The sequence below is a fragment of the Streptomyces sp. IMTB 2501 genome (genome assembly GCF_001953885.1).
Classification (GTDB): Bacteria; Actinomycetota; Actinomycetes; order Streptomycetales; family Streptomycetaceae; genus Streptomyces.
Genome location: NZ_MQUS01000025.1, coordinates 81,136 through 107,635, shown reverse-complemented (window position 1 = coordinate 107,635; position 26,500 = coordinate 81,136). Strand labels below are relative to the sequence as shown.

22 protein-coding genes are annotated in these 26,500 nt (G+C 70.9%); 5 read left to right on the top strand and 17 right to left on the bottom strand.

Annotated features, from left to right (window positions below; all coding sequences use genetic code 11):
* Nucleotides 1-9: 9 nt before the first annotated feature.
* Together AV521_RS33915 and ureA are read right to left on the bottom strand one after the other, a co-directional pair.
* On the bottom strand, nt 10-1,752 hold the full coding sequence (locus AV521_RS33915) for an urease subunit alpha (protein ID WP_076093970.1): 1,743 nt from the start codon (nt 1,750-1,752) through the stop codon (nt 10-12).
* On the bottom strand, nt 1,749-2,447 hold the full coding sequence (gene ureA / locus AV521_RS33910; protein WP_076093969.1) for an urease subunit gamma: 699 nt from the start codon (nt 2,445-2,447) through the stop codon (nt 1,749-1,751). The genes AV521_RS33915 and ureA overlap by 4 nt, the downstream gene beginning before the upstream one ends.
* A gap of 144 nt (nt 2,448-2,591) precedes the next feature.
* Here ureA and AV521_RS33905 point away from each other — a divergent pair, with 144 nt between their 5' ends.
* Entirely contained in the window at nt 2,592-4,028 is a 1,437-nt protein-coding gene (locus AV521_RS33905) for a cytosine permease (protein WP_076093967.1), read from the top strand.
* Nucleotides 4,029-4,139: 111 nt separating this feature from the next.
* Here AV521_RS33905 and AV521_RS33900 read toward each other — a convergent pair whose 3' ends face one another.
* The 4 genes from AV521_RS33900 to AV521_RS33890 all read right to left on the bottom strand — a co-directional run bounded on the left by AV521_RS33900 (nt 4,140) and on the right by AV521_RS33890 (nt 7,321).
* Nucleotides 4,140-5,228, bottom strand: a complete 1,089-nt coding sequence (locus AV521_RS33900) for a branched-chain amino acid aminotransferase (RefSeq protein ID WP_076093965.1) — start codon at nt 5,226-5,228, stop codon at nt 4,140-4,142.
* Nucleotides 5,229-5,474: 246 nt separating this feature from the next.
* A complete protein-coding gene (locus AV521_RS33895; RefSeq protein ID WP_076093963.1) occupies nt 5,475-6,518 on the bottom strand; it encodes a 3-isopropylmalate dehydrogenase in 1,044 nt (347 codons plus the stop codon).
* 80 nt (nt 6,519-6,598) lie between these two features.
* On the bottom strand, nt 6,599-6,730 hold the full coding sequence (locus AV521_RS51385; RefSeq protein ID WP_107481103.1) for a hypothetical protein: 132 nt from the start codon (nt 6,728-6,730) through the stop codon (nt 6,599-6,601).
* Nucleotides 6,731-6,952: 222 nt separating this feature from the next.
* Nucleotides 6,953-7,321: a LysR substrate-binding domain-containing protein gene (locus AV521_RS33890; RefSeq protein WP_371917088.1), complete on the bottom strand. Its 369-nt coding sequence runs from the start codon at nt 7,319-7,321 to the stop codon at nt 6,953-6,955.
* Here AV521_RS33890 and AV521_RS33885 point away from each other — a divergent pair.
* Entirely contained in the window at nt 7,235-7,444 is a 210-nt protein-coding gene (locus tag AV521_RS33885; protein WP_371917090.1) for a hypothetical protein, read from the top strand. The genes AV521_RS33890 and AV521_RS33885 overlap by 87 nt on opposite strands.
* 7 nt (nt 7,445-7,451) lie before the next feature.
* Here AV521_RS33885 and AV521_RS33880 read toward each other — a convergent pair whose 3' ends face one another.
* The 3 genes from AV521_RS33880 to AV521_RS33870 form a co-directional block, all read right to left on the bottom strand.
* Nucleotides 7,452-7,991, bottom strand: a complete 540-nt coding sequence (locus AV521_RS33880; protein ID WP_076093961.1) for a GNAT family N-acetyltransferase — start codon at nt 7,989-7,991, stop codon at nt 7,452-7,454.
* Between the two features lie 99 nt (nt 7,992-8,090).
* Nucleotides 8,091-9,722: an L-glutamate gamma-semialdehyde dehydrogenase gene (gene pruA / locus AV521_RS33875; protein WP_076093960.1), complete on the bottom strand. Its 1,632-nt coding sequence runs from the start codon at nt 9,720-9,722 to the stop codon at nt 8,091-8,093.
* A 39-nt stretch (nt 9,723-9,761) separates the two neighbouring features.
* Entirely contained in the window at nt 9,762-10,688 is a 927-nt protein-coding gene (locus AV521_RS33870; protein ID WP_076093958.1) for a proline dehydrogenase family protein, read from the bottom strand.
* Nucleotides 10,689-10,871: 183 nt separating this feature from the next.
* Between AV521_RS33870 and AV521_RS33865 the strand changes: the two genes are divergently transcribed.
* On the top strand, nt 10,872-12,161 hold the full coding sequence (locus AV521_RS33865; RefSeq protein WP_076093956.1) for a CdaR family transcriptional regulator: 1,290 nt from the start codon (nt 10,872-10,874) through the stop codon (nt 12,159-12,161).
* Between the two features lie 13 nt (nt 12,162-12,174).
* Here the strand turns inward: AV521_RS33865 and AV521_RS33860 are convergent, their stop codons facing one another.
* Together AV521_RS33860 and AV521_RS33855 are read right to left on the bottom strand one after the other, a co-directional pair.
* The gene (locus tag AV521_RS33860) at nt 12,175-12,696 is read right to left on the bottom strand and encodes a hypothetical protein (RefSeq protein WP_076093955.1); all 522 of its coding nucleotides are present in this window, start codon (nt 12,694-12,696) and stop codon (nt 12,175-12,177) included.
* Nucleotides 12,697-13,017: 321 nt separating this feature from the next.
* The gene (locus tag AV521_RS33855; RefSeq protein WP_076093953.1) at nt 13,018-13,602 is read right to left on the bottom strand and encodes a TetR/AcrR family transcriptional regulator; all 585 of its coding nucleotides are present in this window, start codon (nt 13,600-13,602) and stop codon (nt 13,018-13,020) included.
* 97 nt (nt 13,603-13,699) lie between these two features.
* On the opposite strand from AV521_RS33855, the gene AV521_RS33850 reads away from it, so the two are divergent.
* A complete protein-coding gene (locus AV521_RS33850; RefSeq protein WP_076093952.1) occupies nt 13,700-15,235 on the top strand; it encodes an MFS transporter in 1,536 nt (511 codons plus the stop codon).
* Nucleotides 15,236-15,343: 108 nt separating this feature from the next.
* On the opposite strand, the gene serA is transcribed toward AV521_RS33850, so the two are convergent.
* The 6 genes from serA to AV521_RS33815 all read right to left on the bottom strand — a co-directional run bounded on the left by serA (nt 15,344) and on the right by AV521_RS33815 (nt 25,392).
* Nucleotides 15,344-16,933 carry a phosphoglycerate dehydrogenase gene (serA, locus tag AV521_RS33845; protein WP_076093950.1) on the bottom strand — a complete coding sequence of 530 codons (1,590 nt, stop codon included), beginning with the start codon at nt 16,931-16,933 and terminating at the stop codon, nt 15,344-15,346.
* 242 nt (nt 16,934-17,175) lie between these two features.
* Nucleotides 17,176-18,174, bottom strand: coding sequence for a ketol-acid reductoisomerase (ilvC, locus tag AV521_RS33840; RefSeq protein WP_076093948.1), 999 nt, complete (start codon nt 18,172-18,174; stop codon nt 17,176-17,178).
* A 220-nt stretch (nt 18,175-18,394) separates the two neighbouring features.
* Nucleotides 18,395-18,919 (bottom strand): acetolactate synthase small subunit, encoded by a 525-nt coding sequence (gene ilvN, locus AV521_RS33835; protein WP_076093947.1) that lies wholly within the window; start codon nt 18,917-18,919, stop codon nt 18,395-18,397.
* A gap of 21 nt (nt 18,920-18,940) precedes the next feature.
* Nucleotides 18,941-20,788, bottom strand: a complete 1,848-nt coding sequence (locus AV521_RS33830; protein ID WP_179023586.1) for an acetolactate synthase large subunit — start codon at nt 20,786-20,788, stop codon at nt 18,941-18,943.
* A 243-nt stretch (nt 20,789-21,031) separates the two neighbouring features.
* The gene (locus tag AV521_RS33825) at nt 21,032-24,061 is read right to left on the bottom strand and encodes a bifunctional diguanylate cyclase/phosphodiesterase (RefSeq protein ID WP_076093943.1); all 3,030 of its coding nucleotides are present in this window, start codon (nt 24,059-24,061) and stop codon (nt 21,032-21,034) included.
* 377 nt (nt 24,062-24,438) lie between these two features.
* Nucleotides 24,439-25,392, bottom strand: a complete 954-nt coding sequence (locus AV521_RS33815; RefSeq protein ID WP_179023584.1) for a 2-hydroxyacid dehydrogenase — start codon at nt 25,390-25,392, stop codon at nt 24,439-24,441.
* Between the two features lie 76 nt (nt 25,393-25,468).
* On the opposite strand from AV521_RS33815, the gene AV521_RS33810 reads away from it, so the two are divergent.
* Nucleotides 25,469-26,467: an aldo/keto reductase gene (locus tag AV521_RS33810; RefSeq protein ID WP_076093940.1), complete on the top strand. Its 999-nt coding sequence runs from the start codon at nt 25,469-25,471 to the stop codon at nt 26,465-26,467.
* Nucleotides 26,468-26,500 lie beyond the last annotated feature (33 nt).

Genomic DNA, 26,500 nt, shown 5'->3' with positions numbered 1-26,500 from the left:
CCCGGATCCTTAGAGGAAGTAGAGACGGTTGAGGGAGACGGAGTCGGCGGGCGTGGAGCGCAGCGGGTCGCCGTCGAGGGTGACCAGACCGGTGCGCTGGTCGACGTCGACCGCTCCGACCCGGGCGTTCAGCCTCAGGTCGGCGGGGCCGATGCCCCGGGTGCCGCGCACGGCGACCCTCCTGCGCCGGGTGGGCATCCGGTCGCTGCCCTGGTCGACGGCGGCCTGGGCGACGAACGCGACGGAGAGGTCGGCGGCCGTGGCGCCGTACGACCCGAACTGCGGGCCGAGGACCAGGGGTTCGCAGGTGTCCGTGGCCGCGTTGGGGTCGCCGACCACGCCGTACGCCGGGAAGCCGGACTTGAGGACGAGCTGCGGTTTGGCGCCGAAGTACTCCGGGCGCCACAGCACGATGTCGGCGAGCTTGCCGGCCTCGATCGAGCCGACCTCGTGGGCGAGGCCGTGCGCGATGGCCGGGTTGATGGTCAGCTTGGCCAGGTAGCGCAGGACGCGGGCGTTGTCGTCGCCCTCGCCGTCGCCGCCCTCCCCGTTATGGGGCAGCAGGGGACCCAGCTCGGCCTTCATCTTGCCGGCCATGGCGAACGTACGGCGGACGGTCTCACCGGCGCGGCCCATGCCCTGGGCGTCGGAGGAGGTGATGCCGATCGCGCCCAGGTCGTGCAGCACGTCCTCGGCGCCCATGGTGCCGGCGCGGATGCGGTCGCGGGCCATGGCGGCGTCGCCGGGCAGGTCGGGCTTGAGGTCGTGGACGGAGACGATCATGCCGTAGTGCTCGGCGACCGCGTCCCGGCCGAAGGGCAGGGTGGGGTTGGTGGAGGAGCCGATGACGTTCGGGACGCCGGCCATCTTCAGCACGTTGGGCACGTGTCCGCCGCCGCAGCCCTCGATGTGGAAGGCGTGGATCGTACGGCCTTCGAGGACGCGAAGGGTGTCCTCGACCGACAGGCACTCGTTCAGGCCGTCGCTGTGCAGGGCGACCTGGACATCGTGTTCCTCGGCGACGCGCAGCGCCGTGTCCAGGGCTCGCGTATGGGCGCCCATGTCCTCGTGCACCTTGAAGCCGGACGCCCCGCCCTCGGCCAGCGCCTCGATGAGCGGCGCGTCGGACGAGGACGAACCCCGGCCCAGGAAGCCGATGTTGACCGGCCAGGCGTCGAAGGCGTTGAAGGCGTGCTTGAGGGCCCAGGGCGAGTTCACGCCGACGCCCCACACCGGGCCGAACTCCTGCCCGATGATCGTGGTGACGCCGGAGGCGAGGGAGGCCTCCATGATGCGCGGCGACAGCAGATGGACATGGGTGTCGACGGCCCCGGCGGTGGCGATCAAGCCCTCGCCGGAGACGATCGAGGTGCCCGTGCCGACGACGACCTCGACGCCGTCGAGGGTGTCCGGGTTGCCGGCGCGCCCGATCGAGCAGATCCGCCCTTCCCGGATGCCGATGGAGACCTTGCGGACGCCCTGCACGGCGTCGATCACGACCACGTTGCTGATGACCACGTCACAGGTCTCGCGGACGGCGGCGGCCTTCAGGTGCAGTCCGTCCCGGGCGGTCTTGCCGAAGCCGGCCAGGAACTCGTCGCCGTAGCGCTGGGAGTCGGACTCCACGCGGACGGTGAGCCCGGAGTCGCCGAGGCGGATGCGGTCGCCGGCGCGGGGGCCGTGGGTGGCGGCGTAGGCGTACGGGTCGACATGGACCGCCCGGCTCACCTCGCGTCCCTTCGAGCGGCTCATCGTTCCTCGCCTCCTTCCGGTGTCGTTCCCAGGTATCCGCATGCGGCGGCCCTGCGCAGGGCCTCTTCCCTCGCTCCGGGCGCGTCCAGCGGCCCGTCGACCAGTCCGGCGAAGCCGATCGCGATCCGCTCGCCGCCGATCGGCACCAGGCCGACGTCCTCGCTCTCGCCCGGCCCGAAGCGGACCGAGGATCCGGCGGGTACGGCGAGCCGCATGCCGTAGGCCCGGGCGCGGTCGAAGTCGAGGCGCGGGTTGGCCTCGAAGAAGTGGAAGTGGGAGGTGACGGAGACCGGCACGGTCGCGGTGTTGGTGACCGTGAGCCGGGCGGCCGGCGCGGGGTCGGCGTGCTCGGGTCCGGGCAGCAGCGCGCCCGGCGCCCGCTCGCCGAGGCCGCCGCCGATGGGGTCGGAGACCACCGCGAGCCGGGAGCCGTCGTCGAAGACGGCCTCGACCATCACCTCGGTGACGACGTCGGCCACACCCGGCAGCACGTCCTCGGGACCGAGCACGGACCGGGCCGCCTCGATGGCCTCGGCGAGCCGCCTGCCGTCCCGCGCGGCCTCGCACACGGTGTCCGCGATCAGCGCGGTCGCCTCCGGCACGTTCAGCCTGAGGCCGCGCGCCCGGCGGGCCCGGGCCAGCTCGGCGGCTCCGAAGAGCAGCAGCCGGTCACGTTCCGTGGGGGTCAGTCTCACGTCGCGGCACCTCCTTGCCATCCCTAGGTTAGAACATCACTCTAAACACAGAATTCATGAAACAGAAGCATTGACTGCAAGCGAAGCTTCACAGACATTGAACGTCACTCTAACTCTCTGGCGGTAGTCGAAGGAGACCCACCCATGCCGATCGAACAGCGCGGAGTCGACACCATCCCGGACGAGGAACGGACCAGTGGTCCGCGCGACCTCGTCTCGATCCTGCTCGGCTCCAACCTCTGCCTCGGGGTGATCATCTTCGGCTGGCTGCCCCCGTCCTTCGGCCTCGGCTGGTGGGCGTCCGTGAGCGCGATCGTCGCGGGCACGATCGTCGGTACGGCCGTGACGGCACCGCTGGCGCTGATCTCGCTGCGCACCGCGACCAATCTCTCCACCTCCTCAGGCGCCCAGTTCGGCGTCCGGGGCCGGCTGGTCGGCTCGGTCGTCGGCCTGCTCCTCGCCCTCGGCTACACGGCGCTGACCGTGTGGATCGGAGGGGACGTGATGATCGGCGTGCTCGGCCGGATGTTCGGGCTGCCCGCGGACGGGGTGTCGTACGCCGCCGTCTACGCGGTGCTCGCCGGCGCCACGGTCGCGGGCGCGGTGTACGGCTACCGGGTGCTGCTGAACATGTCCAAGGTCCTGTCCATCGGCATGACCGTCCTGCTGGTGCTCGGCATCTTCGCGTACGCCCCGCACTTCACCACCGCGGCCATGCCCCAGACGGGTGGCTACCTGCTCGGCTCGTTCTGGCCGACCTGGTTCCTGTCGGCCGTGGCGGCGGGCCTGTCCGGTCCGATCGCCTTCATCACCCTGCTCGGCGACTACACCCGCTACATCTCCCCCGCCCGGCACTCCAACCGCCGCGTCCTCCGGGCCACTTGGGCGGGTCTGATCCTGGGCCTGCTGGTGCCGCAGCTGTTCGGCACGTTCACGGCGTACGGGGCGCACGCGGCGCTCGACTACGCCGGTCCGCTGGTGCAGGCCTCCCCCGCCTGGTACCTGATCCCGCTGCTGCTGTCCGCGTCCGCGGGCTCGGTCGGCAACGCCGGTCTGATGCTGTACTCGATGGGCCTGGACCTGGACGCGATCCTGCCCAGGGCCTCCCGCGCCCGCGCCACCTACACGGTTGCCCTCGTCGCCACGGCCTGTGTCTTCGTCGGCCACTACGCCTGGAACGCGCAGTCCGCGATGACGTCCTTCGTGCTGCTGCTCACCGCCATCGGCACCCCGTGGGCCGTCATCACCCTCATCGGCTTCGCCCGCTGTCGCGGGGTGTACGACGCCGACGCCCTGCAGGTCTTCAACCGCCGCTCGCGGGGCGGGATCTACTGGTACCGGGCGGGCTGGAACATCCGCGCGACCGTCTCCTGGGCCCTGGGCGCCGGCGTCGGCCTGCTGGCCGTGTCCCTGCCGACGTACCAGGGTCCGCTGCTGCGTCTGACCGGCGGGGTGGACTGCAGCTTCCTGCTGTCGGGGGCGGTCGGCGGCGCGGTGTACCTGCTGCTGACGTCCGGCAGGGAACAGACCAGGGCCGCCACGGAACTCGACCAGGAGTCCGAGGCGGCCCTGAGCGCGTAGCGCGAAGAGGCGCGGGCCGTACCGACAGGCGGCTCCGCCGCGACGGGGAGCGACCAGCCACGACGACGCCGCAGACGACGCCGGCTTGTCGTGGCGGTCCCCGCTGAGCTGTCAGCCGATGCGGTGCATCCAGCCGTGCTGGTCCTGCGTCACCCCGCGCTGGATGCCCAGCAGAGCCTCACGCAGGCGGACGGTGACCTCGCCGGGGGCGCCGTCGCCGTGGGACCACTCGTCCGTCCTGGTCCTGACGTGGCCGATCGGGGTGACCACGGCGGCCGTGCCGCAGGCGAAGACCTCGGTGAGGGCACCGGAGGCCGCGTCCGCGCGCCACTGCTCCAGGGTGACCACGCCTTCCTCGGCGGTGTAGCCGAGGTCGCGGGCGACCTGGAGCAGCGAGTCACGGGTGATGCCCTCCAGGATCGAGCCGGTCAGCTCCGGGGTGACGATCCGGTCGCCGTAGACGAAGGCGACGTTCATGCTGCCGCTCTCCTCGACCTTGGTACGGGTGACCGCGTCGAGGTAGACGACCTGGTCGCAGCCGTGCGCGGCGGCCTCGGCCTGCGGCAGCAGGGACGCGGCGTAGTTGCCGCCGGTCTTGGCGTCGCCGGTGCCGCCGGGGACGGCGCGGACGTGGTCCTCGGAGACCCAGATGGTGACCGGCTTCACGCCACCGGCGAAGTACGCGCCGGAGGGCGAGGCGATGAGCATGAACAGGTACTCGTTCGCCGGGTGCACACCGAGCGCGGCCTCGGTGGCGAACATGAACGGGCGCAGATACAGGGACTCTTCGCCGCCGTGCGGCGGGACCCAGGCGGCGTCCTGGGTGAGCAGCGCGTCCAGCGCGGCGATGAACAGCTCCTCGGGCAGCTCGGCCATGGCCATGCGGCGGGCGGAGTTCCGGAAGCGGCGGGCGTTCGCCTCGGGACGGAACAGCGCGACCGAGCCGTCGGGCTGGCGGTAGGCCTTCAGCCCCTCGAAGATCTCCTGGCCGTAGTGCAGGACGTGGGTGGAGGGGTCGAGGGAGATCGGGCCGTACGGGACGAGCTGGCCGTCGTGCCAGCCCCGCCCCTCGGTCCACTTGATCGTCACCATGTGGTCGGTGAAGTGGCGGCCGAACCCGGGGTTGGCCAGAATCGCCGCGCGCTCTGCGGCGGCGAGGGGGCTGGCGGAGGGCTTGAGCTCGATCGTGGGCGTCGTCATGAGTGATGTGTCCTTCACCGGTCGTTGTGACGGGCCGCGCTCACGCCCCCTCACTGCGACTCGCCAGTGTTAGGACGTCCGAGCTTTCCCTCATACCGCGGCTCCGCGTTCGATTATCGCGCGGAGGTGGCGGCGGACGGAATGGGGGTGACAGCGGCCCAGGGGTCGATGGTGGCACCCGGCGGGGACATGCGGAAGCCGCCGGGCGATCGTCCGACCCGGCGGCTTCTTGTGCGGAGCGCCGGGTCAGCCGGCTACTCGGGCGGCGAGCGCGTCGCCGATCTGCGAGGTGCTGCGGGTCCCCAGCGCGGCGCGCTCGGTGAGGTCGGCGGCGACGGCCGCGTCGATGCGGTCGGCCTCGCCGGCGTAGCCGAGGTGGCGCAGCAGCAGGCCGACGGACAGAACCGTGGCGGTGGGGTCGGCCTTGCCCTGTCCGGCGATGTCCGGGGCCGAACCGTGGACCGGCTCGAACATGGACGGGAACTCACGGCTGGGGTTGATGTTGCCGGAGGCGGCCACGCCGATGCCGCCGGAGACGGCCGCGGCGAGGTCGGTGATGATGTCGCCGAAGAGGTTGTCGGTGACGATCACATCGAACCGGGCCGGGTCGGTGACCAGGTAGATGGTGGCCGCGTCGACGTGGATGTAGTCGGTGGTGACCTCGGGGAACTCCTTGGCCACCTTGTTGAAGATGTTCGTCCACAGATGCCCGGCGAAGGTCAGCACGTTGTTCTTGTGGACCAGCGTGAGCTTCTTGCGCGGGCGGGCCTGGGCGCGGGCGAAGGCGTCGCGGACCACGCGCTCGACTCCGTAGGCCGTGTTGACGGAGACCTCGGTGGCGACCTCGTGCTCGGTGCCCTTGCGGATGGTGCCGCCGTTGCCGGTGTACGGGCCCTCGGTGCCCTCGCGGACGACCACGAAGTCGATCTCCGGCTGGCCGGCGAGCGGGGTCGCCACACCGGGGAGCAGCTTGCTCGGCCGCAGGTTGACGTGGTGGTCGAAGGCGAAGCGGAGCTTGAGCAGGAAGCCGCGCTCCAGGACGCCGGACGGCACCGACGGGTCGCCGATGGCGCCGAGCAGGATGGCGTCGTGCTGCTTGAGGGCGTCGAGGTCGGCGTCGGTGAGCGTCTCACCGGTGGCGTGGTAGCGCTTGGCGCCGAAGTCGTACTCCTTCGTCTCCAGCTTCACGTCCTGCGGGAGCACGGCGGAGAGGACCTTCAGACCTTCGGACACGACCTCCTGGCCGATGCCGTCACCGGGGATCACTGCGAGATTGAGGCTGCGAGACATGCCGGCACCCTACTCCTCGTCCCAGGTGATGACACGATGCTTCCACCATTCGGACACCGACGGGGGCGGGATCCGGACGGTCAGTGGCCGGTTTCGCCGCCGTTGTCACGGCGGTCGAGGGCGCGCTGCAGGGCGTCGGCGGCGTTCTTGCGGTCGGACTCGCTCGTCCGGGACACGTGGCGGACTCGGCGGCGGACGGTCGTCTCGGCCATGGAAATCGACTCCTTCGGCAGACGCGAAGCACGGCAAGAGGGGTGCGAGACGCCGGAAGGGGCGGGGAGCGGCGGACCGCAGGGGTTGCCTGCACGGGTCCGGCTCACGACCGCCATTCGCTTGATCGAGCGAGACGTTCGGCTCCTACAAACGTAAAGGAGCGGCCCGCATCTGTCTGCACAACTACTCGGACTTCCTACTATCTGAGACGGCGGCTCCCGTCACACTGCTCTGAGCTGGGCCTTCGTGCGTTCGGGGGAGGGCTGTCCGAGGGAGCGCAGGGTGCGGATCAGGGCGCGTACGGCGGTGGTGGTGGCCAGTTCCGGAGTGGTCACACAGCCGACGGAGCGGTACGGCCGCTCGGGCCCGAGGTCGGTGATCTCCACGGCGGGCGGCGCCCCGGCGAGCGAGAGCGCGGGCATGATGGCCATGCCGAGCCCGCTGCCCACCATGGACAGCACCCCGCCGTCGTCCTCGGCGTTGACGGTCGCCACGCGGACGTCGTGGAGAAGAGCCTGCGCATCGAGGGCGTCCCGGTGAAGGACCACCGGGACGCGCAGGACGAGCTGTACGACTTCGCCGTACCGCATCTGCGCAGCGGGGCGCTGACGGCGGACGAGACGGTGGTCGACGGGTTCGAGCGGATCGTGGAGGCGTTCCTGCTGATGCTGCGCGGCGGCAACACGGGCAAGATCCTGGTCCGCGCGGCCTGAGGGACCGTCAGGCCACGTCCCCGTCCCGCCAGTCGAGCACGAACTCCTCGGCGGGGTCGAGCGCCCCGGCGAGCGCGGGCCGGACATACATGCCCCCTTCCTCCTCCGGCAGCCGTACGATCCCGTCCGGGGACAGTCCGTGCACCTGCCCGCCCCACCGCTGCCAGCCCCGGGCCGTGTACAGCGGGGCCCCCTCCGGGCTCGCCGAGAGCGCGCCGAGGTCGTACGCCCGCCCGATCACCCGCTCCAGCTCCCCCAGCACCCGCCCGCCGAGCCCCTTCCGCCGCACGTCGGGACGTACGGCGACGGCCTCCACGTATCCGGCCCGCAGCCAGCGCCCCCGGTGCCGGATGCGCCGCATCACGACGGCTCCGTGCGCGGCGAGCCCGGTGCCGTCCTGCACGAGGACATGCAGACCACCGAGCCCGTGATCCCAGTCCTCGGAAGAGAAACCACCGTCGAACGCCGCGTCCAACAGGGCGCGGGCGGCGTGGAGTTCGCGGGGGTCAAGGTCGGCGGTGTGGGCGAGCCGCAGTCCGGTGGTCATGGACCCAGTGTGACCGACGGGAAACCCGTGGGAATGGAAACGGGCCGGGGAGCCCGCTCGTGGCAGGCTTCCCGGCCCGTTGCTCGGGGGGGGCGAGGGTCAGCCCATGTGCGGGTACGTGTAGTCGGTCGGCGCGACCAGGGTCTCCTTGATGGCGCGGGTCAGGGTCCAGCGCAGGAGGTTCTGCGGGGCGCCGGCCTTGTCGTTGGTGCCGGAGGAGCGGCCGCCGCCGAAGGGCTGCTGGCCGACGACGGCGCCGGTCGACTTGTCATTGATGTAGAAGTTGCCCGCCGCGAAGCGGAGCTTCTCCATCGTGTGGGCGGCCGCCGCACGGTCGTTGGAGATGACCGAGCCGGTCAGGGCGTAGTCCGACACCGACTCCATCTGGGTCAGCATCTCGTCGTACTTGTCGTCCTCGTAGACGTGGACGGCGAGGAACGGGCCGAAGTACTCGGTGCGGAAGACCTCGTTCTCCGGGTCGGTGCACTCGACGACGGTCGGGCGGACGAAGTAACCGACCGAGTCGTCGTAGCTGCCGCCCGCGACGATCGTGCAGGCCGGGTCCTCCTTGGCGCGGTCGATCGCGGCCTTGTTCTTGGCGAAGGCACGGTCGTCGATCACGGCGCCGATGAAGTTCGACAGGTCGGTGACGTCACCCATGGTGAGGTAGTCGACCTCGGCGGCGAACTCCTCCTTGAAGCCGCTGTTCCAGATCGACGCCGGGATGTAGGCCCGGGAGGTCGCGCTGCACTTCTGGCCCTGGTACTCGAAGGCGCCCCGGGTGAGGGCCGTCTTCAGCACCGCGCGGTCGGCCGACGGGTGGGCGACCAGGAAGTCCTTGCCGCCGGTCTCGCCGACCAGACGCGGGTAGGAGCGGTACTTGTCGATGTTGTTGCCGACCGTCTTCCACAGGTACTGGAAGGTCTTGGTCGAGCCGGTGAAGTGGATACCGGCCAGATCACGGTGCTCCAGGGCGACCTTCGACACCTCGATGCCGTCACCGGTGACGAGGTTGATGACGCCCTTGGGCATGCCCGCCTCCTCCAGCAGCTGCATGAGGAGCACGGCGGCGTGGGTCTGGGTCGGGGACGGCTTCCAGACCACGACGTTGCCCATCAGGGCGGGGGCGGTGGGCAGGTTGCCCGCGATCGCCGAGAAGTTGAACGGCGTGATCGCGTAGACGAAGCCCTCCAGCGGGCGGTGGTCCAGGCGGTTCCAGACGCCCGGGGAGTTGGCCGGGGGCTGCTCGGCCAGGATCTGGCGGGCGTAGTGGACGTTGAAACGCCAGAAGTCGATCAGCTCACAGGGGCTGTCGATCTCCGCCTGCTGGGCGGTCTTCGACTGGCCGAGCATGGTGGAGGCGGCGATCGTCTCACGCCACGGGCCGGCCAGCAGCTCGGCGGCGCGCAGGATGATCGCGGCGCGGTCGTCGAAGGACATCGCACGCCAGGCCGGCGCGGCGGCCAGGGCCGCGTCGATGGCGTCCCGCGCGTCCTGCTGGGAGGCGTTGCGCAGGGTGCCGATGACGGCCTTGTGGTTGTGCGGCTGGACCACCTGGAACGGCTCGCCACCGCCCATCCGCTTCTCGCCGCCGATGGTCATCGGCAGGTCGATCGGGTTCTCCGCCAGCTCCTTGAGCTTGGCCTCCAGCCGGGCACGCTCGGGCGAGCCGGGGGCATAGCCGTGCACCGGCTCGTTGACGGGGGTGGGGACCTGGGTCACAGCGTCCATGAGATCCTTGACTCCTTGATCGTGAGCGGGTGTTCGGGTTCAGCCCTTGCTGACCATCGAGCGGAGGAAGAACCGCAGGTTCGCGGGCTTCTCCGCCAGACGGCGCATGAAGTAGCCGTACCAGTCCGTGCCGTAGGCCGTGTAGACGCGCATGCGGTGCCCCTCGGCGGCCAGCCGGAGGTGCTCCTCGCTGCGGATGCCGTACAGCATCTGGAACTCGTACTCGTCGAGCTTGCGGCCGGCCTTGTGGGCCAGCTCCTGGGCGATGGCGATCAGGCGCGGGTCGTGAGACCCGATCATCGGGTACCCCTCGCCCTCCATGAGGATGCGCAGGACCCGGACGTACGCCTTGTCTATCTCGTGCTTCTGCTGGTAGGCGACCTCGGCGGGCTCCTTGTAGGCGCCCTTCACCAGGCGGACGCGGCTGCCGGCGGCGGCGAGGCGGCGGGCGTCGGCCTCGGTGCGGAAGAGGTAGGCCTGGATGACACAGCCGGTCTGCGGGAAGTCCTTCCGCAGCTCCTCGTGGATGGCGAACATCGAGTCGAGGGTGGTGTGGTCCTCGGCGTCCAGCGTCACGGTCGTACCGATCGCGGCGGCGGCCGCGACGACCGGGCGGACGTTCGCGAGGGCGAGCTCATGGCCACCGGGGAGCGCCTGGCCGAACATCGACAGCTTGACGGACATCTCGACGCGCTCGCCGAGCTCCAGCTCCCTGAGGTGGTCGATCAGCGCCAGGTAGGCGTCGCGGGCGGCGGCGGCCTGCTCGGGGGTGGTGATGTCCTCGCCGACGACGTCCATCGTCAGCTGCAGGCCCTTGGCCGTGAGGTCCTTGATGATCGGCACGATGTCGGCCACGGTCTCGCCGGGGATGAAGCGGTCGACGACCTGCTTGGTCACCGGAGCCGCCGAGATCAGGCGTCGCATCCGGTCACTGCGCGACGCGGCGAGAATCACGGGACCCAGCACGGGGCACCTCCACAGACAAGCACCAAATACGGCCATCACCCGACGGTTCGGGTACGGCACGGAGAACCACCGTGAAACCTAAGGATCTCTCCGATCGTGAGCCATCGACAGCTGTCACGCATCCGTGCCCTGGATCTCAGACAGCTGTATGAAGGCCGTCAAGAAATGAGAGAGAATGCCCGAATGGCGGCGGATTTCAAGGCTTTCAAAGGTGACTACCAGGAGCTGGTCGACGAGATCTCGGAGCTGCTGGGCGTCCCGGCGACCCTGGAGAACCGCGACTTCGAGCTGATCGCCTTCGGCGCGTACGACAGTGACGACGAGCTGGATCCCACCGCCCTGGACCCGGTGCGCACCCGCTCGATCCTGACCCGGCGCTCCACGGCGACGGTCCGGGCGTGGTTCGAGGGCTTCGGCATCACCCGCGCGACCGGCCCTGTGCGGATCCCGCCGAGCACGGAGGCAGGGGTCTACCGCGGCCGGATCTGCCTCCCGGTACGCCACCGGGGTGTCGTACTCGGCTACGTCTGGCTGCTGGAGGGCGATCCGGGGCCGACGGACGCGCAGCTGGCCGCCGCGATGGAGGTGGCCGGCCGGATCGGCGCGCTGCTCGCGGACGAGGCGGAGGCCGGGGCCGGGCTGAGCCGGGAGCTGCGGGCGGTGCTCACCGCGGAACGCGGCTGGCAGCGGGACATGGCGGTCGCCGAACTGCGCACTGCGCTCGGCCCCCGCGCCGACGGCCCGCTCACCCTGGTCTGCGTCGCCCCGTGGCCGTCGGCCGACCCGGACGACGCCCCGGCCACCCGTACGATCCCGCACGCCGCGGCGCTGTGCACGCTGCCGTGGGGTACGTCGGGGCAGAGCCTCGCGGTGCTGGTCCGGCTGCGGACCACGGAGGTGAGCGCCCCCGTGCAGACGGCGGCCGCGCGGTTGCTGAAGGAGGCCGAGGGCGCGCGCGGGGCGTCGGGCAGCGCGGCGCGCGGGGCCGGGGCCCGGGTGGCCGCGGCTGCGGCCGCGGGAGTCACCGGACCCGCCGGGGCCGCCGGGGCCGCCGCGGGTGCCGGATGCGCCGTCGGGATCGGGGATCCCCGGATCGGTCTCGCCGACCTGGGGACGGTGTGGCAGGAGGCATCCGCCGCCGCACGCGCCGCGCTGGCCGAGCCGCGGTTCGGGCCGGTCGTGGAGTGGGCGCGCATCGGTCCGTACCGGCTGCTGACCGCGCTGCCGCCGCAGGCCGCGCACGATCCCGTGGTCGGCGCGCTCCTCTCCCCCGCCCATCGGGAGCTGACCCGCACCGCGGAGGTCTACCTCGACTGCGCGGGCCAGGCCGGCCGCACGGCCGCCGAACTGGGCATCCACCGGCAGACCCTGTACTACCGCCTGTCCCGGGTCGAGCAGCTGACGGGCCTCGACCTGGACGACGGCGAGGACCGGCTGCTGCTGCACATGGCGCTGAAGCGGGCGCGGCTGTAGGCGCCTTGGCGTGTCAGGGCCGGCTGGTGACCGCGCTCAGGGCCTCGGCGAGGGCCGTGGCGGTCGGCGGGCCGTCGGGCCGGCGGGTGGCGATGTGACCGTCCGGGCGGACGAGCAGGGCGCCGTGCGGACCGAAGGCGTACGGCTCGGTGTGCGCGGCGGGCAGGGGTTCGATGCGCAGCGGCACGGACACGGCGGTGTCCCGCGCCCAGGCAGCGGGGTCCGGGGTGAACAGGGTGAACCAGGCGCCGACGGCGTCCAGCGTGGAGCGGCCGTCGCCGAGCCGGCGGTGGGGCAGGCGGTGGCCCGGCTCGGGGGTGGGGACGTAGTCGGTGCCTTCGACCGTCCTCTGGGGTGGGGCGGGGGTGGTGGTGAGGACGGCGGTGGAGCGGTAGGCGACGCCGAGCACCAGGCCGAGTTGTGCGAAGTACCGGTCCGTCCATGGCAGTTCGACCTGGTCCGGCACCGCTTCACCGGCCTGCAGCCGGGCGAGCCGGCGGCTCTGCACCCCGTGCAGGAGCTGGGCGTTGGCCACAGCCCGCTACGAGCATCTCGACCAGGGTTCCACGCATGGGATCCGGCGCATGGGGCCAATCTCCCGTAGCCGACGACCGGCCGCAATCCGCGCCCGGGCGTACGCACGCGTTTCGAGACGTACCAGGGTCCAGGCCCGCTGGGCCCGGCGGTCCGGCCCGGAGCGGGTGGCCGGGCTCCTTGACCGCGTGCCTCGAACCGGCACCCGGCGCCCGATTCCCGCACGAACTGTGCGGCGGCCGGCGTCAACGCGCCGGAACCACCTGGGCGTTGGCCGCCGCTCCCCGGCTGCTGGTCCTCGAAGAGCCGCGGGACGGACGGATCAGCTCGTGCCGAGTCCGTCGATCACCCGCCGCAGCCCCTCCGTCAGCTGCTCGGCGGTGGTCGCCGAGTCCGGGTCGAAGAGCCACTGGACCATGAGGCCGTTGAGCAGCGTCTGGTAGAGACGGCCCTCGGTCTCGGCCGCCTCCTTGTCGAGTTCGGCCTCCGGAACACCGTTGAACATGGCCGCGAGCCCCGAACGGCCCTCCTTCTGCGCCTCGGCCAGGAGCTTGCGCACCTCCTCCAACCGCTCGTCCTGGAACATCAGCTCGAAGCTGAGCAGCCAGATCGCCCGCGACTCGGGCACCGTACGGATGATGCTCGCCCACACCTCCTGGAAGCGCTCCAGCGTCCCCGGAGGCTGCGTCACCTTCCCGTCGAGCCCCGGGTCGAACCGCTCCCCCACGTCCTCGATCAGCGAGATGTAGGCCTGCACCAGCAACTCGGCCTTCGACCCGTAGTGGTAGCCGATCGACGCCAGGTTGGTGCCCGACTCCTTGACGATGTCCCGCGCGGTCGTACGCAGGAACCCCTTCTCCAGCAGGCAGCGCCTGGCGCCTTCGAGCAGATCCTCACGGTGTCCCATGCGCACCACCCTACCGCCGATCCATACAACCGTCCTAGACAAGTGACTTATACATTCGTTCTAGACAACCGTTTAATACGCCCGTACAGTCGCTGGCATGACGAACTCGACGAGCACCACCGCCTTCGTCGGCGCCGACAGCGCCGCCCCCACTCGCGCCGGCCGGCGCGAGTGGACCGCTCTGGGCGTGCTGATGCTGCCGTTGCTGCTGGTCTCGATGGACGTCTCCGTCCTGTACTTCGCGACCCCCGCGATCAGCGCGGACCTGCACCCGAGCGGCACCCAGCAGCTGTGGATCTACGACATCTACGGCTTCGTCCTGGCCGGCCTGCTGATGACGATGGGCTCGCTCGGCGACCGCATCGGCCGCCGCAAGCTCCTCCTCATGGGCGCCGCCGCCTTCGGCACCGCCTCGCTCCTCGCGGCCTACGCGAACAGCGCCGAGGCCCTGATCGCGGCCCGCGCGATCCTCGGCATCGGCGGCGCGACCCTGATGCCGTCCACGATGGCGCTGCTGCGCACGATGTTCACCGACCCCGGCCAGCGGGCGAAGGCGATCGGCCTGTGGTCCGGCGTGATGACCGGCGGTATCGCGCTCGGCTCGGTGATGAGCGGCCTGCTCGTCGAGCACTTCTGGTGGGGCTCGGTCTTCCTGGTCAACCTGCCCGCGATGGTGCTCCTGCTGCTCCTCGGCCCGGTGCTGCTGCCGGAGTCGAAGGACCCGAACCCGGGCCGTTTCGACTGGCTGAGCGTCCCGCTGTCGATGGCCGCCGTACTCCCGGTGATCTACGGCCTGAAGGAGATCCCCTCAGAGGGCTGGCACCCCCTGTACGTCGTCTCGATCATCGTCGGCCTGCTCTTCGCGGCCCTGTTCGTCCGCCGGCAGCGCACGGGTGCCTCTCCGCTGATCCCGCCGGCCCTGCTGAAGGGCCACGGTTTCGCCCCGGCGCTGGTCCTGAACCTCGTCGCGGCCCTTGCCATGATGGGTTCGGCCATCTTCACCACGCAGTACCTGCAGTCGGTCCTCGGCAAGGGTCCGCTGGCGGCGGCCCTGTGGAGCCTGCTGCCCTCGGTGTTCATCGGCTTCGCAGGTCCGGTCACCGCACAGCTCGTCCAGCGGGGCGTCAACCGGGGTTACGTCGTCGCCGGCGGCTTCGCGGCCATGACGGCCGGTTTCTCGATGCTGGCCCTTCTCGGCACGGACTCGCTGTGGCTGGCGCTCCTCGGGGCCGGCGTCCTCGCCTGCGGGATGGTCGCGATCACGTCCCAGCTGGTCGACCTGGCCATGCGCAGCGCCCCGGTGGAGCGGGCGGGCACGGCCTCGTCACTGCTGGAGACCGGTACCGAGTTCGGCGGCGCACTCGGCATGGCCGTCCTCGGCTCCATCGGTACGGCGATCTACCGCCACGAGATGCCGGCCTCCGCCCCGGCCGGGGCCCGTGAATCCCTGGGCGACGCCCTCGCCACGGCCGCCCGTCTCCCCGGCGGTGCCGGTGCGTCCCTCCTCGCCACGGCCCGGCAGGCGTTCACCGACGGCTTCCAGGGCGCGGCGATCGCCGGGGCGGTGGTGGTGGCGCTGGCCGCGGTGGGGGCGGCGGTGACCCTGCGGAGGACCGAGGCCGGCACCAGGTAAGGCACGAAAAAACGCCGGACGGGCAAAACCAGCCCGTCCGGCGTTTGAGGACAAGGCCCGTTCAGGGCCGATGCGGGGGCCTGGGGCAGCAGCCCCCAGAGGCCAGCCTCAGACCAGGTTCACCGAGCGCGCGGACGTCGCCCCGATCTCCGCGGCGACCTCGGCCAGCACGCCGGAGGCAACCGTGTCGTCCACGGTGAGAACTGCCAGCGCCTCTCCGCCCACCGCCGCGCGGGCGACCTGCATGCCGGCGATGTTGATGCCCGCCTCGCCGAGGATGCGGCCGACGGTGCCGACGACACCGGGACGGTCCTCGTAGCGCAGGACGACCATGTGGTCGGCGAGCGCCAGGTCGACGTCGTAGTCGCCGACCGCGACGATCTTCTGCACATGCTTCGGGCCGGCCAGCGTGCCGGAGACCGACACCTCCTCGCCGCCGGCGAGGGTGCCGCGCACGGTGACGACGTTGCGGTGCTCGTTCGCCTCGGAGCTGGTGGTCAGCCGCACCTCGACGCCGCGCTCCTGCGCGAACAGCGGCGCGTTGACGTACGACACCGTCTCGTCGACGACATCCTCGAAAACGCCCTTGAGCGCGGACAGCTCCAGCACCTTCACGTCGTGCTGGGTGATCTCGCCGTAGACCTCGACGTCGAGGCGGTGGGCGACCTCGCCGGCGAGCGCCGTGAAGATACGGCCGAGGCGCTCGGCGAGCGGCAGACCGGGCTTGACGTCCTCGGCGATGACACCGCCCTGGACGTTCACCGCGTCCGGCACCAGCTCACCGGCGAGCGCGAGGCGCACCGACTTGGCGACGGCGATACCGGCCTTCTCCTGGGCCTCGTCCGTGGAGGCACCGAGGTGCGGGGTGCAGACGACCTGGTCCAGCTCGAACAGCGGGGAGTCGGTGCACGGCTCCTTGGCGTACACGTCGAGGCCGGCGCCGGCGACCCGGCCCTCCTTCAGCGCCGCGTACAGCGCCTCCTCGTCGACGATGCCACCGCGCGCGGCGTTGACGATGCGCACGCCCGGCTTGACCTTGCGCAGCGCCTCGTCGCCGATGAGGCCGAGGGTCTCGGGGGTCTTGGGCAGGTGGACGGTGATGAAGTCGGAGACCTCCAGCAGCTCGTCCAGGGACAGCACCTTGACGCCCATCTGCGCGGCTCGCGCGGGCTGCACATAGGGGTCGTAGGCGACGACCTTCATGCCGAAGGCGGACATCCGCTGGGCGACCAGGGCGCCGATGCGGCCGAGGCCGACGACGCCGAGGGTCTTCTCGGCCAGCTCAACGCCCGTGTACTTGCTGCGCTTCCACTCGCCGTTCTTCAGCGCGGAGTTGGCCTGCGGGATGTTGCGGGCGGTGGAGAGGATCAGACCGCAGGCCAGCTCGGCGGCGGTCACGATGTTGGAGGTCGGGGCGTTGACGACCATCACGCCGGCCTTGGTGGCGGCGGAGACGTCGACGTTGTCCAGGCCGACGCCGGCGCGGGCGACGACCTTGAGCTTCTTCGCCGCGGCGACCGCCTCGGCGTCGACCTTGGTGGCAGAACGGATCAGGATCGCGTCGACATCGGCGATGGCAGGGAGCAGTTCGGCTCGGTCCGCTCCGTTGGTGTGCCGGATCTCGAAGTCCGGGCCGAGTGCGTCCACGGTCGCGGGCGACAGCTCTTCAGCGATGAGTACGACGGGTTTCGAGCTCACGTGAGGTCCTCACAAGTCCAGAGCATGCGGACGGCCGTCCCGACGGCCGCAGGCGGAGGAGGGGCTAGCCGCGGAAGACGCACGACGCTGTGGGCCTGACGCGTGTTGTGCAGCAGTGTAGTGGCGCGGCGGTGGTCGTCTTGCGCCTCTGCGGAAGGATCACCCGTCCGGTGCTGGACGGGGTGGACAACAGATGGACGACGGGGGCCGGAGCAGTCTGCCCCGGCCCCCTGACGTGAGGCTTACGCCTCCTCGTTCACCCAGCTCATCAGCTTGCGGAGCTGCTTGCCGGTGGTCTCCAGCAGGTGCTCGGAGTCCTGCTTCTTGTACTCGTTGTACTTCTTCAGGCCGCCGTGGTACTCGTCCATCCAGTTCTGGGCGAAGGAGCCGTCCTGGATCTCGGCGAGGACCTGCTTCATCTCGGCCTTGGTGGCGTCGGTGATGATGCGCGGGCCGGTGACGTAGTCGCCCCACTCGGCGGTCTCGGAGATGGACCAGCGCATCTTCTCCAGGCCGCCCTCGTACATGAGGTCCACGATCAGCTTCAGCTCGTGCAGGCACTCGAAGTAGGCGATCTCCGGCTGGTAGCCGGCCTCGGTCAGGGTCTCGAAGCCCGCCTTGACCAGCGCGGCCGTACCACCGCAGAGGACGGCCTGCTCGCCGAACAGGTCGGTCTCGGTCTCCTCGGTGAAGGTCGTCTTGATGACGCCGGCGCGGGTGCCGCCGATGCCCTTCGCGTACGACAGGGCCAGCGCGAAGCCGTTGCCGGTCGCGTCCTGCTCGACGGCGGCGATGCACGGAACGCCGCGGCCCTCCTCGTACTGGCGGCGGACCAGGTGGCCCGGGCCCTTCGGGGCGACCATGCAGACGTCCACGCCGGCCGGGGGCTTGATGAAGCCGAAGCGGATGTTGAAGCCGTGGCCGAAGAACAGCGCGTCGCCGTCCTTCAGGTTCGGGGCGATGGACTCCTCGTAGACCTGGGCCTGGATCGGGTCCGGAACCAGGATCATGATGACGTCGGCCTCGGCGGCGGCCTCGGCCGGGGTCACCACGCGCAGGCCCTGCTCCTCGGCCTTGGCCTTGGACTTGGAGCCCTCGTGCAGACCGACGCGGACGTCGACACCGGAGTCACGCAGCGACAGCGCGTGGGCGTGGCCCTGGCTGCCGTAGCCGATGACCGCGACCTTGCGGCCCTGGATGATGGACAGGTCGGCGTCAGCGTCGTAGAACAGCTCGGCCACTTTGGGTTCTCTCCTTGGTGTGCAGGTTGTGCGTCCCACCGTATGACGGTGAGGGGATGGGAAGTCTCGGGATCTCGGCATCCGGGCGGACGACGTGTCGCCGACCGCCCGGATCCGGCCTTTCGCGGATCGGTCGAGTCCAGCCTCGCGCGGTCCGGTCGAGTCCGGCTTTAAGCGCTGCGGTCGAGTTCACCTTTACGCGCTGCGGCCGAGTGCGGCTTTACGCGGTTCGGTCGAGCGCGCGCAGCGACCGGTCGGTGATCGAGCGGGCGCCGCGGCCGATCGCGATCGTGCCGGACTGCACCAGCTCCTTGATGCCGAACGGCTCCAGCATCTTGAGCATGGCGGACAGCTTGTCACTCGATCCGGTGGCCTCGATCGTGACGGCCTCCGGGGAGACGTCGACGGTCTTGGCGCGGAACAGCTGGACGATCTCGACGATCTGGGAGCGGGTCTCGTTGTCGGCGCGGACCTTCACCAGGACGAGTTCACGCTGCACGGCCTGACCGGGCTCCAGCTCGACGATCTTCAGCACGTTGACGAGCTTGTTGAGCTGCTTGGTCACCTGCTCCAGCGGCAGATCCTCGACGCCCACCACGATGGTGATGCGGGAGATGTCGGGGTGCTCGGTGACGCCGACCGCGAGCGAGTCGATGTTGAAGCCGCGCCGCGAGAACAGGGCGGCGATCCGGGCGAGGATGCCCGGCGTGTTCTCCACCAGGACGGAGAGCGTGTGCTTGGACATGGTCTTTTACGTCTCTCTCGCTCAGTCGTCTTCGTTGTCGCCGAAGTCGGGGCGGACGTCCCGGGCGGCCATGATCTCGTCGTTGGAGGTGCCGGCGGCGACCATCGGCCACACCATCGCGTCCTCGTGGACGATGAAGTCGATGACGACCGGGCGGTCGTTGATGGAGTTCGCCTCCTCGATGACCTTGTCCAGGTCCTCCGGGCGCTCGCAGCGCAGGCCCACACAGCCCATCGCCTCGGACAGCTTCACGAAGTCCGGCACGCGCGTGCCCTTGGCCTCCGGGTTGATGTCCTCCGGACCGCTGTGCAGCACGGTGTTGGAGTAGCGCTGGTTGTAGAACAGGGTCTGCCACTGGCGGACCATCCCGAGAGCGCCGTTGTTGATGATGGCGACCTTGATCGGGATGTTGTTCAGGGCGCAGGTGGTCAGTTCCTGGTTGGTCATCTGGAAGCAGCCGTCGCCGTCGATCGCCCAGACCGTCCGGTCCGGCTGTCCGGCCTTGGCGCCCATCGCGGCCGGGACCGCGTAGCCCATGGTTCCGGCACCGCCGGAGTTGAGCCAGGTGGCGGGCTTCTCGTACTGGATGAAGTGCGCCGACCACATCTGGTGCTGGCCGACGCCAGCGGCGAAGATCGTGCCCTCGGGCGCGAGCTGCCCGACGCGCTCGATGACCTGCTGGGGGGACAGCGAGCCGTCCTCGGGCTGGTCGTAGCCGAGCGGGTAGGTCTCGCGCCAGCGGTTCAGGTCGCTCCACCAGGCGGTGTAGTCGCCCTTGTGGCCCTCGCTGTGCTCCTTCTGCACGGCCTGGACCAGGTCGGCGATGACCTCGCGGGCGTCACCGACGATCGGCACGTCGGCGGCGCGGTTCTTGCCGATCTCGGCCGGGTCGATGTCGGCGTGGACGATCTTGGCGTACGGGGCGAAGCTGTCCAGCTTGCCGGTGACGCGGTCGTCGAAGCGGGCGCCGAGGGCGACGATCAGGTCGGCCTTCTGCAGCGCGGTGACGGCGGTGACCGCACCGTGCATGCCCGGCATTCCCACGTGCAGCGGGTGGCTGTCGGGGAACGCGCCGAGCGCCATCAGGGTGGTGGTGACGGGCGCTCCGGTGAGTTCGGCGAGGACCTTCAGCTCGGCGGTGGCCTGCGCCTTGAGGACGCCGCCGCCGACGTAGAGGACGGGCCGCCTGGCGGAGGTGATCAGCTTGGCCGCCTCGCGGATCTGCTTGGCGTGCGGCTTGGTCACCGGGCGGTAGCCGGGCAGGTCCATGGTGGGCGGCCAGGAGAAGGTGGTCTTCGCCTGGAGGGCGTCCTTGGCGATGTCGACCAGGACCGGGCCCGGGCGGCCGGTGGAGGCGATGTGGAACGCCTGCGCGATGACCCGGGGGATGTCCTCGGCCTTGGTGACGAGGAAGTTGTGCTTGGTGATCGGCATCGTGATGCCGACGATGTCCGCCTCCTGGAAGGCGTCCGTGCCGATCGACTTCGAGGCGACCTGACCGGTGATCGCGACCAGCGGCACGGAGTCCATGTGGGCGTCCGCGATCGGCGTGACCAGGTTGGTGGCGCCCGGACCGCTCGTCGCCATGCACACGCCGACCTTGCCGGTGGCCTGCGCATAGCCGGTGGCCGCGTGGCCGGCGCCCTGCTCATGGCGGACCAGGACGTGGCGCACCCGGGTGGAGTCCATCAGCGGGTCGTACGCCGGCAGGATCGCACCGCCGGGGATACCGAATACCGTCTCAGCGCCGACCTCCTCAAGGGAGCGGATGAGGGACTGCGCACCCGTGACGTGCTCGACGGGGGCGGACTGCTGTCCTCCGGATCGGGGCCGCGGCTGCGGATGGGCCCCGGTGGCCTGCTCGGTCATCGGCATTCTCTTCTCGATGCTGAGGGTTTTTGCGAGGTTTGTACGGAGCTCAAGCGCTGCACGAGAGGCACTCATGCAACAAAAAACCCCTCGTGCCGTAGGGCAAGCGAGGGGAGCGCGCCGGTGTGGTCGCTGGGGATTCCGGATCGCCCTCCGGTGGGTCCCAGCTCAGCCGACGCGCTGTCCAAGTACGAGAATTCGGGTGCGCATGGCACTGACCCTCCCCCTGACGCGCACCAGGTGTCAAGTGGGTGGGACAGGAGTCTCAGAATGTGAACGCAGGGCACTACCGCCTCCCAGGACAGCGGGTACACCCCCTGTGTACACCCCCGCGCGCCCCTGCGGCTCCCTGAGACTGCCGGCGAACGCCGGTTCCGCCGGGGCGTGCGGCACCGGATAGTGGCCGGTTCCCAGCGCCCGGCGCAGCCGGTACTCGTCCAGTGGTCCGGCGAACGCCATGCCCTGCCCGTGTGTGCAGCCCATCGCGCGCAGCGCGACCACCTGCTCCGGCAGGTCCACACCGTCGGCCATGGACTGCAGCCCGAGATCCCCGGCGATCCGCAGCAGACCACTGGTGATCTTGTGCAGTCGCGCGGACTCCACGACTCCCTCGACCAGACTGCGGTCGAGCTTCAGGATGTCGACGGGGAGCCTTCTGAGGGCCGTGATGGCCGCGTGGCCGCTGCCGAAGCCGTCCAGCGCGATCCGCACCCCGAGCCGGCTGAGCGCGGCCAGCCGGCGCTCCAGCTCGTCCAGGGAGATCCGCGGGTCGGTCTCGGACAGCTCGACGACCAGCGCGCCGGGCGGCAGCCCATGCCGGGTCAGCAGCGCCTCCACCGAGCCCAGCGGCATGGAGCGGTCCAGCAGCCGCCGGGCGTTCATCCGTACTGTCACCGGGACGACGACCCCGGTGGCCGCCCGCTCGGCGGCCTGCTCGACGGCCTCCTGCAGGATCCAGCGGTCCAGTTCGGCGGTCTTGTCGCCGTCCTCGGCCACCCGCAGGAACTCCGCCGGGGTGAACAGCACCCCCTGCGAGGAGCGCCAGCGCGCCTGCGTCGAGACCGCCGTGATCCGGCCGCCGTCGAGGCTCACCACCGGCTGGTGCAGCAGGGCGAACTCGCCGTCGTGCAGCGCGGCGCGCAGCCGCGTGGCCAGCTCCGCCTTGCGTACGACGTCCTGCTGCATCTGCGGCTTGTACAGCTCGACCCGGCCCTTTCCGGCCGCTTTCGCGCGGTACATCGCCAGGTCGGCGTTGCGCAGCAGCTCGCCCGCGCCGAGGCCCGGTTCGGCGAAGGCGACGCCGATGGAGGCGTTGACCCGGACATCGTTGCCGTCGATCGGGTACGGCTGGGAGAGGGTCACCCTCAGGCGTTCGGCCAGCTCCAGGATGTTCCGCTCCCGGGCGGCACGGTCTCGGGTGCCGTCCCCGACGATCAGGGCCGCGAACTCGTCGCCGCCCAGCCGGGAGGCGGTGTCCCCCTGCCGGACCGCGTCCTGGAGTCTGCGGGCGGCCTGGACGAGCAGTTCGTCCCCGGCCTGGTGCCCGATCGTGTCGTTGACGGCCTTGAAGCCGTCCAGGTCGATGAAGAGCACCGCCGTGTTGCGCAGCGCGGTGCCCCGGTCGGTGGCCCGGCGGCCGGACAGGGCCTGCTGCACGCGCCGGGTGAACAGGGCGCGGTTGGGCAGGTCGGTCAGCGGGTCGTGCTCGGCGTTGTGCTGCAACTGCGCCTGCAGACGCACCCGTTCGGTCACGTCCCGGCTGTTGAAGATCAGGCCGCCGTGGTGGCGGTTGACGGTCGACTCCACGTTGAGCCAGCCGCCGTCACCGGACCGGAAGCGGCACTCGATACGGGTGGTGGGTTCCTCCAGCGGACTGGCGGCGAGGAAGCGGCGCACCTCGTGCACCACGCAGCCCAGATCCTCCGGGTGGATCAGACTGGCCAGCTCCCCGCCCACGAGTTCCTCGGCGGGCCGGCCGTAGACCCCGGCGGCGGCCGGGGAGACGTAGCGCAGGATGCCGTTGGGCGCCGCGATCATGATCACGTCGCTGGAGCCCTGCACCAGGGAGCGGAAGTGGTTCTCCTTCTGTGCCAGTTCCTGGGTGAGTGTGATGTTGTCCAGCAGCATGATGCCCTGCCGGATGACGAGTGCGAGCACGACGGCGCCCGCGGTGATGAGGACCACGTGGTCGGGTCGGCGGCCGTTGAGGACGTTGTACAGGATGCCCAGGGTGCACACTGCGGCGGCGAGGTACGGGGTGAGCGCGGCGATGGAGCCGGTGAGCGGGCGGCCGGCCGGATACCGGCTGTGCTCACCTCCCGGGGCGGGCACGGACGTGTGCTGGTGACCCGTGCCGCGCTGTCCGGGCAGGTGCTCGTGGACCACGCGCGTGTGCCCGTCCGGTGCGTGCGCCTCCTGCGCGCCCTTGCCGCGCGGTACGGCCCAGGGGGCGTAGGCGAGCAGCAGCGAACCGGCGAACCAGCCGGCGTCCAGCAGCTGACCGGAGCGGTAGCTGCTGTGCAGCAGCGGCGAGGTGAACAGCGCGTCGCACATGACGGTCAGCGCGAGTGCGCCGATCGCCGTGTTCACCGCGGTGCGGTTGCCCGGGGCGCGGCGGAAGTGCAGCGCGAGCACCATGCTGACGAGCGCGATGTCGAGCAGCGGGTACGCCAGCGACAGCGCGGTGTGCGCCACGCTCGGGCCGTCGAACCGGGCCGCCTGGGCGAGCGCGAGGCTCCACGACAGCGTGAGCAGCGAGCCGCCGATCAGCCAGGCGTCGAGCCCCAGGCAGATCCAGCCGGCCTTGGTCACCGGCCGTTTGGCGAGCACCAGCAGCCCCACGATGGCGGGCGGCGCGAAGCACAGGAAGAACAGGTCGGCGTAGGAGGGGCTGGGCACGGGCCGTCCGAGGACCACCTCGTACCACCCCCAGACCGCGTTGCCGAGGGCCGCCATCGTCGAGGAGAGGGCGAACAGCAACCAGGCCGAGCGGAAGCGGATGCGCGGATTGCGGGCGTACAGGAAGCATGAGACGGCGGCGGTGCCCGCCGCGGCGCTCAGCCCGAAGTCGCCCATGATCAGCGCCATTTCGCCCGTACCCCAGTCGAACGCGGCCCCGACGGCGTAGGCTGCGCAGACCGTGGCGAGAACGAGTTGCTCCACCGTGCGGGTGCCCTCGTCGGCGGCCGGCCGGCCGGGCGGCGGCGCCTGCTGCGGGAGCGGTGCGCGCACCGCTCCGTCGAGGGCGGTCGTCATCGAGGGCGGCGCGCTCACCGGGGCCTCCCGGTCCGCGCCGCTCCCGGGTCCCGACGGTCCCGGTGCGCTGGGTGCGTGTGCCTCCTGCGGGCGCTGTGCCTCCGCTGGTGATGGCTGGTGTGGTGGCCACGCCTGCGCGTGGCTGTGCGCCAGGGCCGCCGTCGGCGGCTCCGCCGCGTCGGATCGTTCGTCCATAGGCCGTGCATCGCCCGTCGCCCCCCTCACAAAATCTGAAATGTCCATCCCCGGCGCCGTACGTCGGCGGCGCAGCCCCTGTCGGGACGATACACCAGGATCGTCACTCAGGGACATAGCTTCTCTACGCTCCGTGACGACCAGCGGGGATGCAAGTACAGGCCGCGTCCGGGGGGTTGCGGAGGGTGCCGAAAGCCGGTTTACGCGCCCGTCGTGAGGACCACGTTGCGCAGGGGCTCGTGATTCACGAACCGGGTCAGCTGGTCGACGAGGAGCCGCTTGGCGCGTGGCAGGAAGGCCGAGGAGGGTCCGCCCACATGGGGGCTGATGAGCACGCCGGGGGCCTGCCAGAGCGGGTGTCCGGGCGGCAGCGGCTCGGGATCGGTGACGTCCAGGGCCGCGCTGATACGGCCGTTCTCCAGCTCCGCGAGCAGCGCCTTGGTGTCGACGACGGGCCCGCGCGCCACGTTCACCAGCAGCGCCCCGTCCTTCATCCGCCCGAGGAATTCGGCGTCCACCAGCCCTCGCGTCGCCTCCGTCAAGGGCGTGGACAGGATCACGACGTCGGCGTCCGGAAGCAGTGAGGGCAATTCGGTGAGCGGGTGCACCGGACCGCGCGCCGTGGTGCGCTCAGAGCGCGCGACGCGCGCCACCCGCGCGAGTTCAAAGGGCGTGAGCCGGTCTTCGATGGCGGCGCCGATCGCGCCGTAACCGACGATGAGGACGTTCTTGTCGGCGAGAGCGGGATGGAACGCGCTCTCCCAGCGCTGCTGTTGCTGGGCGCGGACGAATCCGGGGATGCCGCGCAGGGAGGCGAGGGTCAGGGTGAGGGCGAGTTCGGCGGTGCTCGCCTCGTGCACCCCCCGCGCGTTGCACAGCTGGACGCCCGGCCGGATGGCCGAGAGCCGCGCGGTGACGTCGTCGACGCCCGCCGTCAGCGTCTGGATGACCCGGACGCCGGTCAGCCGCTCCAGCGGGCGTACCTTGACCGGCCCTCGCTTCATGTACGGCACCACGTACAGGACGCAGTCCGCCGGGTCGCCGGGAAAGGGCTGGTCACCGTCCTCGCCGCCGTCCCAGAACAGGTACCGGGGCCCCTGGGGAAGCCCCTCGATCTCCTGCGGCGCGATGGGAAGCCACACGTCTGCACTCATGGCATGGAGGCTATGTCAGGTACGCGCGCGTGCAGAGGTTAGGTTGGGGGCCGGGCAGAGGGAGGGTCACGAGCAGGTGGAGCGCAGGACGATCGGCGCGGGGGCACTCGCGGTGGGGGCCGTCGGACTCGGGTGCATGCCGATGAGCTGGGCGTACAGCGGGTCGCGGCAGCGGGGTGACGCATCGGTCAGAGCCGTGCACCGGGCGCTGGACCTCGGCTCGAACCTCCTCGACACGGCGGACATGTACGGCCCGTTCACCAACGAGCTGCTGCTGGGCCGGGTGCTGAAGGAGCGGCGCGCGGACGCATTCGTCTCCACGAAGGCGGGGCTGCTGGTGGGCGAGCAGCACATCGTGGCCAACGGCCGCCCCGGGTATGTGAAGCGGGCCTGCGACGCCTCGCTGCGGCGCCTGCAGACGGACGTGATCGACCTCTACCAGCTGCACCGCGCCGACCCGGAGGTCCCGGTCGAGGAGACCTGGGGCGCGATGGCCGAGCTGGTGCGGGCCGGCAAGGTGCGGGCGCTGGGCCTGTGCGCGATGGGTGCGCGCGGTGGCCGCCGCTCCGGGGCCGGGCTGTACGACGGCACCCTGCGCCAGTTGCAGCGGGTGCAGCAGGTGTTCCCGGTGGCCGCGGTGGAGGCGGAGCTGTCGGTGTGGTCGCCGGAGGCCCTGCGGGCGCTGCTGCCCTGGTGCGAGGCGCGGGGCGTGGGCCTCCTCGCGGGGATGCCGCTGGGCAACGGCTTTCTGAGCGGCACGCTGACCCCCGGCGAGGGCTTCGAACCGGACGACATACGGGCCCGCCATCCCCGTTTCACGGCCGAGATGATGGCGGCCAACCAGCCGATCGTCGCGGGCCTGCGCCGCATCGCGCGCCGCCACGGCGAGCAGGTCACCCCGGCCCAGGTGGCCCTGGCCTGGGTGCTGGCCCAGGGCCGCCATGTGATCGCCCTTCCGGGCACGAAGCAGGAACGCTGGGCCGTGGAGAACGCGGCGGCGGCCGAACTGCGCCTGACCGAGGCGGACTTGGCGGAGGTGTCCCGGTTGCCGGCGGCCCAGGGGTCGTGGGACTGACCGGTTCCGGAGATCGGTCGCGGGGAACGGGAA

Bases quoted from the DNA above. Each gene is read 5' to 3' on its own strand.
- AV521_RS33915 (WP_076093970.1), bottom strand. From the start codon at position 1,752: ATGAGCCGCTCGAAGGGACGCGAGGTGAGCCGGGCGGTCCATGTCGAC.
- AV521_RS33905 (WP_076093967.1), top strand. From the start codon at position 2,592: ATGCCGATCGAACAGCGCGGAGTCGACACCATCCCGGACGAGGAACGG.
- AV521_RS33900 (WP_076093965.1), bottom strand. From the start codon at position 5,228: ATGACGACGCCCACGATCGAGCTCAAGCCCTCCGCCAGCCCCCTCGCC.
- AV521_RS33895 (WP_076093963.1), bottom strand. From the start codon at position 6,518: ATGTCTCGCAGCCTCAATCTCGCAGTGATCCCCGGTGACGGCATCGGC.
- AV521_RS51385 (WP_107481103.1), bottom strand. From the start codon at position 6,730: ATGGCCGAGACGACCGTCCGCCGCCGAGTCCGCCACGTGTCCCGGACG.
- AV521_RS33890 (WP_371917088.1), bottom strand. From the start codon at position 7,321: ATGCGGTACGGCGAAGTCGTACAGCTCGTCCTGCGCGTCCCGGTGGTC.
- AV521_RS33880 (WP_076093961.1), bottom strand. From the start codon at position 7,991: ATGACCACCGGACTGCGGCTCGCCCACACCGCCGACCTTGACCCCCGC.
- pruA (WP_076093960.1), bottom strand. From the start codon at position 9,722: ATGGACGCTGTGACCCAGGTCCCCACCCCCGTCAACGAGCCGGTGCAC.
- AV521_RS33865 (WP_076093956.1), top strand. From the start codon at position 10,872: ATGGCGGCGGATTTCAAGGCTTTCAAAGGTGACTACCAGGAGCTGGTC.
- AV521_RS33855 (WP_076093953.1), bottom strand. From the start codon at position 13,602: ATGGGACACCGTGAGGATCTGCTCGAAGGCGCCAGGCGCTGCCTGCTG.
- AV521_RS33850 (WP_076093952.1), top strand. From the start codon at position 13,700: ATGACGAACTCGACGAGCACCACCGCCTTCGTCGGCGCCGACAGCGCC.
- ilvN (WP_076093947.1), bottom strand. From the start codon at position 18,919: ATGTCCAAGCACACGCTCTCCGTCCTGGTGGAGAACACGCCGGGCATC.
- AV521_RS33830 (WP_179023586.1), bottom strand. From the start codon at position 20,788: ATGACCGAGCAGGCCACCGGGGCCCATCCGCAGCCGCGGCCCCGATCC.
- AV521_RS33815 (WP_179023584.1), bottom strand. From the start codon at position 25,392: ATGAGTGCAGACGTGTGGCTTCCCATCGCGCCGCAGGAGATCGAGGGG.